The sequence below is a fragment of the Paenibacillus sp. 1-18 genome (assembly GCF_000520755.1).
In the GTDB taxonomy this organism is placed as follows: Bacteria; Bacillota; Bacilli; order Paenibacillales; family Paenibacillaceae; genus Paenibacillus; species Paenibacillus brasilensis.
Window position 1 is genome coordinate 1 of record NZ_ASSB01000012.1, and the last position, 15,381, is coordinate 15,381.

Below are 15,381 nucleotides of genomic sequence, written 5' to 3' on the forward strand. Positions count from 1 at the left end.
GTATAGTTTGCTTTTTTTAAGTATACGGATTTTCGGCAGGGCAATCAAGCTACAACAACTTTTTAAGCTGGGATATACGGCCTTGTGACACGCCAAGCCATTTTGCATATTCGCCCTGCTTGGCATGGGGATGTTCATGCACCATTTTTCTTAGGCGTTCGACTAATTCTCGTGATGATTGGTTTACTCTCTTTCTTTTGTATGCAGGTTTCTTAACCACTGGAGGAGGAGCGTGACTAACGCCTGTATTTCCTTTTAGCTCTTGCATACAGTCTTTACATAAAAGTGAATTTTTGAAATAGGTCAGGTCTTAGACAGCATTGCATAATTTACAGGCGACTCCGATGTACTTCCGCATACTCAAAAAACCGGTTTCAATATCCATATAAAATTCTAAAGGATCACAGGCATCAATACCCATAGACATCCGCATTTCTATAGGAATAACGATTCGGCCTAACGAATCTAAAGAACGAGTCATTCCTGTATTCTTCATCATGATATCCTCCTTCTGCATCTCCTTCATCGAGCATTGCAAATACCTCCTATTACCAAGATAAAAAGCAATTAAATAGAAGTATTTATTATTGTTCCAAAAGATGGTATTATCAGGAGTAGTCAAAATATAATCATACTATAAGTTTCCAAAATATATTTTTTAAAAAAATTTGTATCGTAATATAAGCGTTTAATTCGATCAGATCCTAACAAAAATGTGTCAAAAGGAAAATTGAAAAACTATGTAATACTTATTTTAGGAAGGGAGGATTCGATGTGAACAAGCGACTCAGAACAATTATTGTTGTTTTAGGTCTAACTGTTGTTGTCGGAGGGGGAATAACCGTCATACAAAATCAAACTTTTGCCAATGAAATCAAAAACGAGGCTAAAGCTACAGACGACTCTGACTGGCTCTCACCAGAGAGAAAGAAAGAACTAGAACATCTAGCTCAATCTAAACAACCCCACATCCTGTTAACTGAGCACGGAGATTTTTATCCAGTTAAGGTTCCAAACAAGTACCCAAGCGATCAGGTTGCAAATTTGGACAATGATGGGGAAGGATTAACAGCTAAGACAAAGCAGGTCATTTTAAGAAATTTCACCTACGAAAAAAAGGATATAAAAAACTAAGGGTTTGTATGGAACGTTCATTAGATTGGCGTTCCTTTTTTATTCTGTTTACGAGTGAAACGTTCTAGTCAATTTTTCTAAATCCATATTTCATATTTGTGAAGGAAAAAAGGTAGGCTATATTGGAATAATATTGAATTAAAATCCTATTTTCGCTGTTCAAAGTGGGCTATAGTCTCTATAATGCCTTTTTAATTTCATGTAAAATGTAATGATTACCAAAATGAACAGCGATGGAGGAGAACATGGAGGATTTTAAAGATCGTTTACATACGATTCGCCAGGAACAGAACAAGCTGCTCAAGGAGTATCAAATATTAATTGCGGACTATGAAGCCTCGGATGTCATTCTGGAGAATGAGGTACTGCGACAAAAATTTGAGGAATATCAGGCTCGCTGTATTCAGTTGGAGGAGCGAGTACGACATATTGAGCAGGAGAATGGGAAGCTGCGCACTTCGCTAACGGAGCAAATGCTGAGTGAAAAGGCGAATATGATCCGCATTTCCCGTGAAAAGCTGGAGACCTATTTTGCATCCAAAATAACAGACGGGCAAAATCGGCTGACAGCCTTTGAGTATGGGGCTAAGAACCGGGTGGATCACCTTATTCAGCAAGCCACGCATGAGCTTAAAGAGGATCAGGAGGAAATCGTCGCCAGATTGCGACTGTTCTCAGAGGAGATCCGTGACCGGATCATGGAGCAACGCCAACGTTTCCAAGAGGCTGAGCAAAATCTGCTTCATCATACGACGAATGGGCTGGAGCAACTTCAGGAAGAAGAGATCAGCGAAGAAACGATGCAGAAGCGCATCAAGCAAAATCAGTTTGAAATGAAGCTGGGCCTGAACTGGATCAACAAGCTAGGAATTTTGCTCATTATTCTGGGTGTAGGAGCCGCCTTTAAATATTCATATTCGAATTGGTTTACAGGAGATATGAAGGGTGTAGCCTTCTTCCTGCTGGGAGCGTTGATGCTAATCAGCGGTGAATGGCTGTACCGCAAGCAAAAGCAGACCTTTGCGCTCGGTATTTTGGGCGGCGGGATTTCCGTACTGTATGGATCTATTTTTTACAGCTACTTTTTATTGGAAATCATAGGGATGTATACAGGCATCGGCTTATCCGTGCTGGTTACGGTAACCGCTGTGCTATTGTCGTTAAGGTATGAATCGCGAACGATTTGCTCTTTTGGATTAGTAGGGGGATATCTCCCGCTGTTTTCCTATATGGCTGCGAACGGGCTGGAAGGGAACGCGGTTTATATCGCTATGGGCTATCTGTTTCTGTTAAACCTGCTCATTTTGCTCGTATCCTTGCGCAAACGGTGGGTCATTGTGCAATATATCAGCTTTTTGCTTAATACGCCTTTGATGATTGTGCTGGCGTGGTTATCGGAAAGCGCCGCAGCGAGCATGCTGTATGCAGTTATTACATTTGCGATGTACCTCGGTATGACGCTGTGGGTACCGTTCCGTTTGAAAGCAAAGCTGTCATGGCTGGATTTCTCCCTGCTGGCTCTGAATACCGTCGTGAGCTGCAGCGTTCTGTACTCTCTCTTTGGTGATGCGGGTCTGGATGATTTCAAGGGCTTGCTGGCGTTCGTCTTTTGCCTGGTGTATGGGGGATTGGGACGTTGGGTTAGTCGATATATTCCAGAGGAGAAACAGACCAAAATATTATTTTATGCGACTTCACTGACCTTTGTCATTCTCATGATTCCGTTTCAGTTTGGAGTCAGATGGCTATCCATGGGCTGGTTGATCGAGGCCGTACTTCTGACATTGTGTGGGCGCCGTTACCGATTAAAGGAATTGGAGCGAGCAGGCTGGGGCATTTTATTACTGTGTCTGGGTGCATTCTTCTTCGTCGATTTTCCTATATACCTGCTGTCAGGATTTGAGACGGATTATTTTGGGCTTAAATATACACTCATTACGCTGGGGATGTTGGTTGTTACTGTCTTTTATGCCATTCAATTCAGCCGTCCGGATGCTTTCAAAAACAATCGTTTGTCCGAAATGCGTATCATGCAAGGATTTAAATATCTAACCTTGGTGAACGTGTACTGCTACCTCTTATATGAAGCCGGGCATTGGTACAACATCTTCGTGTCGGACAATTTTACACACTATACTTTATACAAGGTATTGCTGTACACCTGCGTATCGCTGGTATTGGCGTATTTCCTGCCTAAAGTGAAGCTGCTGTACGATCGGGTGATTCAATATTACAGCCTGATTCTATACGTCATAGGCTACGCGCTGGGACTGTTGGCCACGGTAGCGATTCCAACCTTGCATGGAGATTACGCGCAAAATACGGCTGCTGATTATGTGGCGCTGGCGGTACTCGCAGCTTTTAATATATTGGTATTCTTCAGCAGCAGAGATTTCCTGAACGCGCTGATGACACGCCATTATAGAAGTACAGAGCTGTATCCAGTCATTATGGGGGTATATTTGCTGGGCATTATTACCGCTTTTCTCGGAGTTCAGTTCCAACTGGGGGATGCAGGTCTTATGTTTAGTCTGGTATATCTGCTGCTGGCGATTCTGTATATCGTATACGGCTTCCTCAAGCGTTTGGTCTACATTCGCAGATTTGGTCTGGGACTGACCCTGCTGTCGACAGGTAAATTGCTTTTGTATGATCTACATCTGTTAACATTAGGAAGCACCATCGTAGCTTACTTCTCCTTTGGCGTGGTTCTACTGGCGATTTCGTATATTTATCAAAAAGTATCCAATCGCATGGGAGAGGCCGTTATAAAGAAGGATGTCGAAGAAAAAATGTAGTTTTATGTAGAATTTTGTTGGATTGTGTACGTTTTCAACAATATGAAAATAATTTCGATAATAGTGAAAAATTTTGTATGACCTTACATCCTACTTACGCTATAATGAGTAAAAATTATTTATGTACGCATGCTTATGTTTATGCGGAAGTAGAGAGAATGAGGGGGATATAATGAGTTTGAGCAAGGGGCAGAATAGCCTGTCAGATAAGAATGAACGCTTCTCGTCGGCCGGATTCATATTGGCAGCGATCGGGAGTGCAGCAGGATTGGGTAACATATGGAAATTTCCGTATATTACCGGAAAATATGGCGGAGCTGCATTTTTCTTGTTGTTTATTGTCTGCCTGTTGCTTGTAGGCTTGCCTGTACTTCTAGCTGAGCTGGCGCTTGGCCGTGCGGGTCGGGGAAGTGCTGCTTCTGCGATGGTAAAAGTAGGCGGCCATCCGATTTGGGGCAAGATGAGTATTATGTTTGTTGTCGTGCCGTTTGTTATTTTGTCGTTTTATGCCATTGTAGGAGGCTGGACACTGCATTATGCCGTAGAGGCATTTAGTGGAAACCTGTTTTCAAATAAGGATTTTGCTGGACAGTTTGCCGCCTTTTCCTCGGGCTACGCCCCGTTAGTTTGGCTGTTAGTCGTTTTTGCATTTACGTCCATCGTGGTTACCCTCGGAGTATCGAACGGAATTGAAAAGTTCAATAAAATTTTGATTCCTGCCAAGGTTATCCTGTTGCTCGTGTTAATGGTAAATGCGCTTATGCTGCCAGGCTCGGGTGCGGGTGTATCCTTCTTTCTGAATCCTGACTTCTCTAAGCTTAGTATAGAGTCTGCATTGGTTGCTTTGGGACATGCCTTCTTCTCGCTCTCACTGGGGATGGGGATTATGGTCACTTACGGTGCTTATGTGGATCGTCGACAATCGTTGGGTGGAGCCATGCTGGCAGTTGGTGGCGGCGATTTAATCTATGCGTTTATCGCAGGTATGATTATTTTCCCTACAACCTTCTCTTTTGGAATTAACCCGGCTCAAGGGCCGTCCCTGGTCTTTATTGCTTTACCGGCTGCGTTCTCTGCCATGCCTTTCGGCGCTTTCTTCGGCGGTTTGTTTTTCGTACTGCTGGCGGTTGCTGCATTGGGTTCTATGGTATCCTTGCTGGAAGTACCCGTAGCCTATGTTATGGAACGGTTCCGCTGGAGCCGGGTTCGTTCGGTTATCGTCGTATCTATCCTGTGCTTGCTGCTGGGTATCCCTTCTGCATTGTCCATGGGACTGGTTACGGAATTAAAAGTTGGTGACAAATCCTTCTTTGATTTCGTTGACTTCACAGCCTCTAATATCTTCTTGCCGTTAGGCGGCTTGTTGATTGTTATATTCACAGGCTACTACTGGAAGACTGTGGGTGAGCATGCAAATCTCAAACCCTTCTGGTTCCGCGTATGGTTGTTCGGTCTTCGGTATGTTGCACCGGTCCTGATGTTGCTTGTCTTCCTGCACACCTCAGGAATTATCAAATTTTAAGCCAAACCAGTAAAAAGGTATTTCTTCCTAAGGGAGGAGATACCTTTTTTTGTATATCTATCACGACTTACCTAAGTGTGGAAAGGAGTGATATAATAAAAACATTGTCATTAATTTTAACTTCAATGAAATCATTACGATTATGAAGTTTTATATAATGAATAAAAAGGCTATAGGGTATTGCACGGACGATGTGCAGGAGAGAGAAAGGGCAGAAGAGCATTGGAACAGACAGGGAGCTTGAATTTGCAAGAAGGACGGCGGCTGAAATGGAATTGAATCGGCTGTCATCACAACGTCGTTATATGCCAGGTTTGGATGGATTAAGAGCGCTGGCGGTCATCGCAGTCATTGTGTATCATCTGAATCCAGACTGGTTGCCGGGTGGTTTGTTGGGTGTAGGCGTGTTTTTTACTTTGTCAGGGTATTTGATTACCGATATTTTGGTCAGTCAGTGGGATACATATCATAGCTTTAAAATGAAAGATTTCTGGCTGCGTCGTGCCAGAAGGCTGCTGCCTGCCATGTTGACGGTTGTAGCTGTCATTGTCCTGTGCTCGTTGCTTTTCGATCCGTCACGGCTTACTGCCCTGCGCGGAGATGTTCCTGCCGCTTTAGTCTATATGAGCAACTGGTGGTTTATTTTTCATCAGGTTTCGTACTTTGAAAGCTTTGGGCCACCTTCTCCACTCGGGCATCTGTGGTCGCTGGCAGTGGAGGAGCAATTTTATATCCTGTGGCCGCTGTTGCTGGCGCTTGGGCTAAAATACATGCCCAAGCGTAGTGTGCTTGCCGGCTGGGTGACGTGTCTGGCGTTCATCTCTGCGCTTCTAATGGCCGTGCTTTATGTGCCGGGCAGCGATCCGAGCCGGGTGTATTACGGCACGGATACGCGTGGATTCGCTCTGCTCACCGGTTCAGCGCTGGCCCTGATATGGCCGAGCGGCAAGCTGAAAGAGCAGGCATCTGCCAAGGCACGGTTGCTTTTGGACGGCATCGGCGCAATTAGCTTGCTGCTGCTCTGTCACTGGGCGTGGGCCTCGAATGAATATGACCCGTCACTGTATCGGGGCGGATTGTTAGGCATAGCGCTGGTCACTGCTCTTGTAGTCGCAGCGTTGGCACATCCGGTCAGCCATCTTGGCCGACTGCTGGGACTCAATCCACTGCGCTGGATTGGCGCCCGTTCCTACGGGCTGTATCTGTGGCATGTTCCGGTCATCACGCTGACGACACCTCAGGTGGATACCGATGGTGTGCATGTTGTGCGAATCATTGTACAACTGTTAGCCACCGTATTGCTGGCGTCTCTCTCGTTTAAATATACCGAGGAGCCGATCCGCCACGGAGGATTCCGTAGCTGGCTTGCGGGAATCCGTTCAGCAGTTCGCAGACAGGCACGGTGGAGATGGATTCCTACAACCGCAGCATCTATGCTTTTTGTAGGCGTTCTTGCAGGCACCGTTCACCTATACGTGGCGTCTCCGGACGCAACGATACAGGCAGCATCAAGCGATGAGAAGCCTATTGCCAAGTCAAAGGCGATGCCGCCGCTTCATGGCACGGTATCCGTCGCTTCCAAGGAGCCTCAAATCAAGCCGCCGCAAGCTTCCCAAGGCAGCAAGCTGCCGACTTCAGCCTCGACCGGGCCTCAAACGTCTAAGAACACGACGGTCAAGGAAGGGACTACCGACAACGCTAAGACAACGTCGGATACTTCAACCCAACAGGCTGCGCCTATGACAGTCGACGGTTCAAGTGTGACTGCGATTGGGGACTCTGTCATGCTGGATGTACAGTCGTACATTGAGGAATTCTTTCCAGGCGCTGTTGTAGATGGGCGGATCGGCCGTCAGATGGCGGAAGCGCCTGCCGTACTGGAGCAGCTGAGACAGAATGGGCAGCTGGGAAAGACGGTTATTATTGAGCTGGGCACGAACGGCGCTTTTACCAAGGACCAGCTATCCAATTTGCTGGACAGTCTGAAGGATGCGAAGCGTATTATACTCGTGAATACCCGTGTGCCTCGGCCGTGGGAGAGCATTGTGAACGAGCATCTTGCCGAAGCAGCGTCTCAGGACCCGCGAATTACAATGATTGATTGGTACGGAGCCAGCTCTGGTAAAAACTCGTACTTTGAACATGACGGAGTTCATTTGAAACCCAAGGGCGCCAAAGCCTATGCGTCTTTGTTGGCTCAGGCCCTAACGAAGCAATCTTCATAATTAGCAATCATGCTCATAAACTTCTTTAAGCAAGGTAAGTGAAAAAGCCACCGGGAGTAGGTTGTCCCCTGATCCGGTGGTTTTTCTTATTTTAGGTTGAGACTCCAAAGGGGAGCGCACTTTGTGGTAAAGTAACGTATGTAAATATGTCTATATTTAGAGAATATCAAACGTGGTGTGGAGGTACATAAGCTAATGGAAAAGGGCTATTCACATAGTAGGGCAAGCGAGCACCGTTCAAGAAGAAACAGAAGAAGACTCATGTTGGTTGCTATTTTATTATTTGTAGTAGGCTGTATTACTTTTATTACGATAAAGGTCTCAGACAGCAAATCACCCGCACAAACGCAGGAGCTTGCCCAAAAGACAGATTCCGTAGCGCATGATCCATCAAAAGTACAAGCAAATGCGGACTCAAAGGGTAAAGCAGCTATATCAAAAGACGAAACCGACGTTGAAGACGGTGCTTTTGTTGAGAAGTATTTAAACCAGCAAATGCTCGGGCAATTGCCGGATGGTGCGAATGGGAAAAAGGTAGCTTATCTCTCTTTTGATGACGGACCATCCGTAACGGTAACACCTCAAATACTGGATATTCTGAATAAACAGAAGGTAAAGGCAACCTTTTTTATCGTAGGCAAGGAAGCCAATGAAAATGAACACACAAGAAACATTGTCAAAAGAATCGTTAAAGAAGGTCATGCGATCGGAAATCATACGTATTCACATAATTATAAGTATTTGTATCCTCACAGGAAAGTAAATGTAGACCGTGTTATGCAGGATGTTGAGAGGAACAATCAGGTCTTAAAGAGTATTCTGGGACCGGACTTCTCTACAAGAATGATCCGATTCCCGGGTGGACACATGACATGGAAGAGAAGAGATCCGCAGGGGATGGCTGCATTGGATAAAGTATTACTTCAAAAGGATTACCATCAAGTAGATTGGAACGTACTAAACAAAGATGCAGAGGGTAAGCCCAAGAAAGCAGCCGCATTAGTAAACCAATTCATAAAGTCAGTAAAAGGTCGGGAAAAGGCCGTGATCTTAATGCATGATACCTATGGCAAGGAAGAAACTGCAAAAGCTTTGCCGCAAATTATAGAGTATCTAAAGAAACAGGGATATGAATTTAAGATTATGAAGTAGATAATCGATGATGCAAAAAACAATTTGTTCGTTCCTGTGTAGTGTATGTCTAAGGGTTTCTCAGCGTGGTATACTAATGTTAAACGGAGTTGATACAAATGGCTGAGTTGCTTAATCCTCGAAATGATTTTTTATTTAAACGTATTTTCGGCAGTGAGGAAAACCGTGATGTCCTGTTGACCTTCCTCAATAGAACATTTATCGAAGCTGGAAAGCCTGCTCTAACAGAAATTATTCTTCTCAATCCTTATATGGAGAAAGATGCCCCTCGTGATAAGCAATCCATCTTGGATATTCGTGCAAAGACGGATGAGGGCGAATTGATTAATGTAGAAATGCAGTTATTCAATAAGTATGACACAGAAAAGCGAACACTATTTTATTGGAGTAAGCTTTATAGTGGACAATTGCAGGAAGGTCAGTCCTATAAGCTGCTGAAGAAGTGTGTCACCATCAACATTCTGAATTAACGTTTCTTCCCAACGAGCATTACCATAATGTATTTCACTTACGGGAAGATCGCAGTGGTATCCCGTTAATTGATGATATTGAGCTACATTTTCTGGAGTTGCCAAAACTGGGCGATCACGCGGTTCCCGTTGAAAATGGTGGATTGGTCAACTGGTTACTATTTCTAAAGGGTGCCGACAAATCCAATTGGGAGGTGCTGAAGATGAATGAGCCTGTATTAAAGAAAGCAATGGATACGCTAGAATTTCTTAGTCAGGATACAGAAGCCCGCCGATTATATGAGGATAGACAGAAATACTTGCATGATGAAGCTTCTATGATTGAAGGAGCACTAGCTGAGGGTGAGGCTCGTGGTGAGGCTCTAGGTAAACGGAAGAAGACGGTTGAAATGGCCAAAGAGCTTCTTACTTTGGGAGTCGAAGTCTCCATTATAGCAAGAGCCTCTGGGTTGTCTGAGTCAGAGATTCTGGATTTGAAAAATAAATGATGGATCACTAAAGGACGAGAATCATTAGCCCTCGTCCTTTTCATTGCAGCATATGCAGTTGCTTTCTGCTTTAGATCCGCTCTGCTTCACCCATCGCCTGAATAAAAGCTCCGATACCTTTAGGATCGTTGGTTACAATAGGCTCGCTGATATAGTAGGCGAATGTACCGTCTCGACGATCCTTACCGCCCAAGCCACTTACTTGCACCGTTTTGTTCAGATTCACGAGTCCTTCTTCGGTAATCGTAATAAATTCATCAATAATTCCCTTGCGGATAATCTCCGCTTCTTGGTGATAATGCTCTGGCAGATAGCCTTTGCGCACGCCTTTGGCGATAGCATATAGAATCATGCAGGAAGCGGACGCTTCCAGATAATTTCCTTTTACATGGTCCAGATTGGATACCATTTCCGAGCTTTGGAACAGAGAAAATACAATAAAATACGTAAAGGCAGACGTGAACAGCCATTCGGCTGAAAAGCCCCCTAAATACATACCGAGATGATGACGGAATGTTTTTACCCGGAAGGTCGATGAAATATCGACAAAGAGCTTTTTCATGGAATCCATAAAAGAGAGAGGAGTCTCGCCTTCCAATTCCTTTTGCAGCTCCTCGTCGGGACGTTCCCAGGAGTTTTTGTACAAAAATGCCAAAGCAATCAGCAGGATCGCTGCAAATACAAGCCCGGTATACAAAAAGGGCAATGGAGAGTCTTTGCCGTAAGCGGCGATAAAACGACCAGGAATGAAAGCAGCAGCAAAGTTGGCCATTTTACCGAACATTGCCTTCCATCCAGTCAATCTGGAGCGAGCGCCGAAATCTCGGGTCATCTCTCCGCAAGCGCTTCGTATGGTACCATAACAGAGGTATAAACCAGCTCAAACAGCACGTAGGTACTCAGGTAATAACCAGAAGCCCAGCCCATCTACCCAAAGCAACGGATACACAAGCATCAGCGGGATACCCAGCATGATGAAAAAACGGCTTCTGCCGAATTTACGTCCCAAGCGGGTTCGGTGAAAGTTGTCGCTGATAAAGCCCATGATCGGATTGCTGACTGCATCTATGATGCTGGCAACGGAGAAAATGGCTGCGGCCTGAACTGGAGACAGTCCGCAAAAGGTCGTATAGAAGTACATGAGCCATGCGCCGCTGACGGCAAGTGCGCCGCTTCCCAGCATGTTACCGCTTCCATAGGCGAGAGTGTGTTTCAGTGTGATTTTTCGTTCCATGATTCTGTTCACCTCATATTTTGTCTGGTTATGAGGACAATCACCGGTCGCTATATTATGCAGAGTTGTCTAAGTTGGTAGATGGGCCAGGGCGTCCTGAGTGGAAAGGGGCTTTTAGCGTGCCCCTATATTCGTGCCGCTCGGTGTTCCCGAGCCGACCAGATCGCTTCCCTTGGCGAGCTTAAGGAAATTGCCCAGCTGGATGGAACCGTCTGCACCTCGTGTAATGGAAGGCGTGAGACTGACAAAATCATCCGCACTGACTGCCAGACTTTTGCCATTCGTCGATTTTTTGTCTTTCCACCACACGCTAGAGTTGTCTTGATCTGTACCGCTTGTTTTGTCACTGGTGCTTCCCTCAAAGGAAAGATTGTTAATGAACACGTGATCACCCTTGTCAAAAGCAAAATTACTTTGACCATTGTCCCACGAGGTATTATTGGTCAACGTAATACTGCCGGGGTTGCTGTTGTAGGTGAAGCCGTGTTTCTTGTTCTGAAAAGCAATACTGTTTTTCACGATATGGTTGACTTTGATTTTGTCTCCACCCAGCTTAAAGCCGTTGCCATCGCTGTTCGCGGTAGACGTTCCATCGGAGGTCTGTCCGTTGTGGTGTGCGACACTGTTCAAAATGGTTACTTCACCGATGGGACCTGTTTCGGATTTGCTAAACAAATCCCAGCCATCGTCTACGTTGTACGCAGCCAGGCAGTTATCAAACACATTGCCTGGTCCAACAGTCAGCTTGGCGGCAAAGCCGTCGGCATCCTCACCATTATCGGGATCAGCGTTATCGTGAGAGTAGGAATTCAAAATCAGATTGTTTGAAGGCCACTCACTGTCGGGGGCGGTAGTGGAATAACGTCCAAGCTGGAGTCCCGTATCCCGATTGTGGTGGGTTTCCACATTTTCAATCCGGTTATTGCTGCCGCCAATATAGATACCGTTATCCCCGGCCCCTTTGACCTCAAGCCCTTTGACCAGCCAGTAATCTCCGTTAAGCTGAAGTCCCCGATTGCTTGAACCAAAGGCTTGAAAAATCAAGCACCGGCTTTTCGCTGCCGTAAGCAACCAGTCCCTTGAGAGAGCCCTTGCTGCCGTTATTTCCATGCTGAACGGTGATCGTTGAGGAGTAGGTGTAGTTGCCGCCCCGCAGGTAAATGGTTTTACCCGGTGCGATTTGTGTTAGTGCTGCTTCGAGCGTAGTAGGACTGGATATAGTACCTGGATTGGACACGTTACCATTTGGTGCCACGTACAAGTCGCCTGCCGCCAACGTTGTGGAGACAGCAGATGAATCAACTGCACTGGAAATCTCTGTTGTCTGGGTAGAGGAAGGAATATCGGATGACGTATCTGCGTAAGCGGTTCCAATAAGGCATGAAGAAGCGAAAACAAAAGAAACACCGAGACTTAGAGCGTTAAATCCTTGTTTTGGACGATCATTGCGTTTAAACATGTAAATTCCTCCTTATTTGATCTCTTATTTTTAAAAAAAGATAGCATAGTACAAGTGGCTCATGCCGTCTTTCCAGTAAAAATAGGGCACCTCCTAGGTGACAGATTCGTCTTACATATGTCCAAAACGCTCTAAGATGCATATGCACAGTGTAATATATATTAACGTTTGCATAAATAGTTTTTTACTTCTTTTTTTGGATTGTGAAAAAAAGTTCAAACTTTTGTTTCAACTAAAAATGAAGTTTGCCAGACTGGGAAAATTTGATTATACTTAAACATTATACATATAATAGAAGTGGAATCTGTGAGAAAAGGCGGGTTTAACACATGGGAAATGGAAATGATTTGACGAATCCAACATCCAAAGGATTGCTAGAAAAGCAGCCGCTAGTTAAAAGTGAGATGATAGATTGGCTTAAAGCGATTGTTGTGGCCATTGTACTCGTGTTCATTATACGTTGGCTGCTATTTGCGCCATTTATCGTTGAGGGAGCATCCATGGAACCGAACTTCAAGACAGATGAACGAGTTGTCGTGAACAAGATGATTTATAGTTTGCGTGATCCCAAGCCCGGTGAGGTTATTGTATTTCATGTGAGAAAGGAAAGTAAGGATTTTATCAAGCGTGTCATTGGTGTTGCAGGGGATAAGGTCCAGTACCAAGGCGACAACCTGTACGTCAATGGCAAGAAAGTAGAGGAGCCATACATTCAAGGGGCCATCCAAGCGGCACACGCCAAGGGAGAGCTATACAACAATGTGGACTTCCCAAACGGAACCATAACGGATTCCAAGGTTCCCAAGGGATATATTTTTGTCATGGGTGATCACCGCAATAACAGTAGAGACAGTCGTGCCATTGGCTTTGTTTCGATAAAAGATATTGTTGGCCGCGCGGATGTAATTTTTTGGCCGCTGGACAGTATGCAGTGGGTTAAGCATAAATAATATAGGAGCGCCTAAGACTAATATTTACTGAGGGTAAGGCAAGAGGACTTGCGTTAATTATACACAAGTCCTCTTTTTCACCTTTATATTCATATACTTGTCTCAGCCTTTGACGGCTCCGGCAACAACGCCTTTGACAATGTATTTTTGCAGAAAGATAAATACAATAATGGAAGGCAGCACGGCCATTACCATGGCGGTCATGGCATATTGCCAGTCTGATGTATACTGCCCAACGAAGGTATAAGCCGCCAGCGTAAGCGTTTTGGTGCTGGGCGAGCCGTTAACCATGAGCAGGGGCAGCAGGAAATCATTCCAAATCCACATCACGTCGATAATAATGATGGTGGCGGTGACCGATTTCAGCAAGGGGAAAATCACGGAAAAGAACAGCCGGAAGCCCGAGGCTCCGTCGATCTTGGCGCTTTCGTCAATTTCGGCAGGAATACCTTTCACGAAGCCGTGATAGATAAATACGGCCAGCGGTGCGCCAAAGCCCCAGTACAATAGGCCAAGCCCCCAAGTGCTATCCGCCAAATTCAGATCTTTTGCCAGCCGCAGGACGGTTAGCATGATGGACTGAAACGGAATCAGCATCGGCATGATGCACAGCATGTAAATCACGGAGCTCCATTTGCTTTTGGTTCGTGCCAGCTTGTAGGCGGCGATGGAGGATATCAGCACGATACCTGCCAGGCCGACCACCGTAATGATTGTGTTATTCAGAAACAAGCGTGGGTAGTTAATAAACTGCCATACATATACGTATTTATCCAGCGAAAACTGCTTGGGCAGCGCAATGACGTCGGTCATGACCTCAGCGAAGCTTTTGAACGAATTGTTAATGGCGAGAAACAGCGGGTACAGAAATAATAGCGATAATACAATCATGCCCGCTTCCAGCAAAATACGTCCCGTACGACTGCGTTGCATCAGGCTTCAACCTCCCTGCGTTTGAAAATAGACAATTGAATGATCGTAACGATCAGCACGGCGACGAATAAAATCAAGGCTTTGGCTGTTCCATAGCCGTACAGATTATTCTGGAACGTGTCCCGATAAATATCATAGGCAATACTGTAGGTCGTACCTCCCGGCCCACCGCCAGTCAGGGATAAAATGACGTCGAACACCTTGATCGAATTGGTCAATGCCATGAAAACCGAGATGGTAATGGAAGGTGCCAGCATCGGCAAAATAATACTGAAAAACCTCCGAATCGGCCCTGCTCCGTCCACAATGGCAGCTTCCTTCAGATCGTCCGGCACGGATTGTAAACCTGCGATGTAAATCACCATGTAAAAGCCGATGGATTGCCAAATGGATACTGCCAAAATGGAAATAAACGCGAGTCCTTCCTCACCCAGCCAGCTTAGCTGGAAGATGCCCCAGCCCGTGCTGTGTCCCAGCGATTCAAAGCCTTGCATGAAGATGAATTTCCAGATAAATCCGACGATCACACAGGCTGAGGATGTATGGGATAAAGAAAGCCGCCCGCAGCCAGGCCGAGCTTTTCAGCTTCATGTCGAGGACGAGCGCCAGCAAAATGGCCAGCACGTTCACCAGCACAATGTACAGAACGGCATATTTGACGGTAAACCAGGCTGCATGTGCAAAGTTGGCGTCTCCGAGCAGAATTTGCTTGAAGTTATCCAGACCTACAAATTTCGGATGTTTGGCAATGCCGTTCCACTTGGTCAGGGAATAGCGTATCGTCATCAAAAACGGAATATAAAATGCAATCGTGACGCACAAGATTACGGGCAGCGTGAATAAACCAAATTCCCCTTACGGACAGAGACAACCCGGATGCTGGAGCTTACATTGCCGGGGTTCAACATGCCCAAGCGGGGAACCAGCCCTTTGACATATCGGATATCAAAAAGCATATCGACCGTTAATATTTTTAAGATATGACGGATTGTCAAGTCAAGTGCGACAGTTCCTGT

The 15,381-nt window shown here is 45.5% G+C and carries 8 protein-coding genes and 5 pseudogenes; 7 read left to right on the forward strand and 6 right to left on the reverse strand.

Annotated elements, in window-relative coordinates; genetic code table 11:
- Positions 1-49: 49 nt before the first annotated feature.
- A pseudogene (locus L693_RS32230) lies at positions 50-496 on the reverse strand (AbrB/MazE/SpoVT family DNA-binding domain-containing protein).
- Positions 497-774: 278 nt separating this feature from the next.
- Here L693_RS32230 and L693_RS0100435 point away from each other — a divergent pair.
- The 6 genes and pseudogenes from L693_RS0100435 to L693_RS0100460 all read left to right on the forward strand — a co-directional run bounded on the left by L693_RS0100435 (position 775) and on the right by L693_RS0100460 (position 9,789).
- Positions 775-1,134 carry a hypothetical protein gene (locus L693_RS0100435; RefSeq protein ID WP_025715583.1) on the forward strand — a complete coding sequence of 120 codons (360 nt, stop codon included), beginning with the start codon at positions 775-777 and terminating at the stop codon, positions 1,132-1,134.
- Positions 1,135-1,379: 245 nt separating this feature from the next.
- Positions 1,380-3,932 carry a DUF2339 domain-containing protein gene (locus L693_RS0100440; RefSeq protein ID WP_025715584.1) on the forward strand — a complete coding sequence of 851 codons (2,553 nt, stop codon included), beginning with the start codon at positions 1,380-1,382 and terminating at the stop codon, positions 3,930-3,932.
- 172 nt (positions 3,933-4,104) lie between these two features.
- Positions 4,105-5,454, forward strand: a complete 1,350-nt coding sequence (locus L693_RS0100445) for a sodium-dependent transporter (protein WP_025715585.1) — start codon at positions 4,105-4,107, stop codon at positions 5,452-5,454.
- Between the two features lie 269 nt (positions 5,455-5,723).
- A complete protein-coding gene (locus L693_RS0100450; protein ID WP_025715586.1) occupies positions 5,724-7,679 on the forward strand; it encodes an acyltransferase family protein in 1,956 nt (651 codons plus the stop codon).
- Between the two features lie 195 nt (positions 7,680-7,874).
- Positions 7,875-8,831 (forward strand): polysaccharide deacetylase family protein, encoded by a 957-nt coding sequence (locus L693_RS0100455; RefSeq protein WP_025715587.1) that lies wholly within the window; start codon positions 7,875-7,877, stop codon positions 8,829-8,831.
- Between the two features lie 98 nt (positions 8,832-8,929).
- Positions 8,930-9,789 (forward strand): annotated as a pseudogene (locus L693_RS0100460) (Rpn family recombination-promoting nuclease/putative transposase).
- A 70-nt stretch (positions 9,790-9,859) separates the two neighbouring features.
- On the opposite strand, the pseudogene L693_RS27515 reads toward L693_RS0100460, so the two are convergent.
- A pseudogene (locus L693_RS27515) lies at positions 9,860-11,023 on the reverse strand (MFS transporter).
- 114 nt (positions 11,024-11,137) lie between these two features.
- Positions 11,138-12,482, reverse strand: a pseudogene (locus L693_RS0100475) (right-handed parallel beta-helix repeat-containing protein).
- Positions 12,483-12,811: 329 nt separating this feature from the next.
- Here L693_RS0100475 and lepB point away from each other — a divergent pair.
- Positions 12,812-13,432: a signal peptidase I gene (lepB, locus tag L693_RS0100480; protein ID WP_025715590.1), complete on the forward strand. Its 621-nt coding sequence runs from the start codon at positions 12,812-12,814 to the stop codon at positions 13,430-13,432.
- A 102-nt stretch (positions 13,433-13,534) separates the two neighbouring features.
- Here lepB and L693_RS0100485 read toward each other — a convergent pair whose 3' ends face one another.
- The 3 genes and pseudogenes from L693_RS0100485 to L693_RS30925 all read right to left on the reverse strand — a co-directional run.
- Positions 13,535-14,365 carry a carbohydrate ABC transporter permease gene (locus L693_RS0100485; protein WP_025715591.1) on the reverse strand — a complete coding sequence of 277 codons (831 nt, stop codon included), beginning with the start codon at positions 14,363-14,365 and terminating at the stop codon, positions 13,535-13,537.
- Positions 14,365-15,199, reverse strand: a pseudogene (locus L693_RS0100490) (carbohydrate ABC transporter permease). The gene L693_RS0100485 and the pseudogene L693_RS0100490 overlap by 1 nt, the downstream one beginning before the upstream one ends.
- Positions 15,190-15,381: hypothetical protein (locus tag L693_RS30925; RefSeq protein WP_231503487.1), on the reverse strand; the 192-nt coding region annotated here is incomplete at its 5' end. The pseudogene L693_RS0100490 and the gene L693_RS30925, both read right to left, overlap by 10 nt.

Coding starts and splice junctions, on each gene's coding strand:
- L693_RS0100440 (WP_025715584.1), top strand. CDS start 1,380: ATGGAGGATTTTAAAGATCGTTTACATACGATTCGCCAGGAACAGAAC.
- L693_RS0100445 (WP_025715585.1), top strand. CDS start 4,105: ATGAGTTTGAGCAAGGGGCAGAATAGCCTGTCAGATAAGAATGAACGC.
- L693_RS0100450 (WP_025715586.1), top strand. CDS start 5,724: ATGGAATTGAATCGGCTGTCATCACAACGTCGTTATATGCCAGGTTTG.
- L693_RS0100455 (WP_025715587.1), top strand. CDS start 7,875: ATGGAAAAGGGCTATTCACATAGTAGGGCAAGCGAGCACCGTTCAAGA.
- lepB (WP_025715590.1), top strand. CDS start 12,812: ATGGGAAATGGAAATGATTTGACGAATCCAACATCCAAAGGATTGCTA.
- L693_RS0100485 (WP_025715591.1), bottom strand. CDS start 14,365: ATGCAACGCAGTCGTACGGGACGTATTTTGCTGGAAGCGGGCATGATT.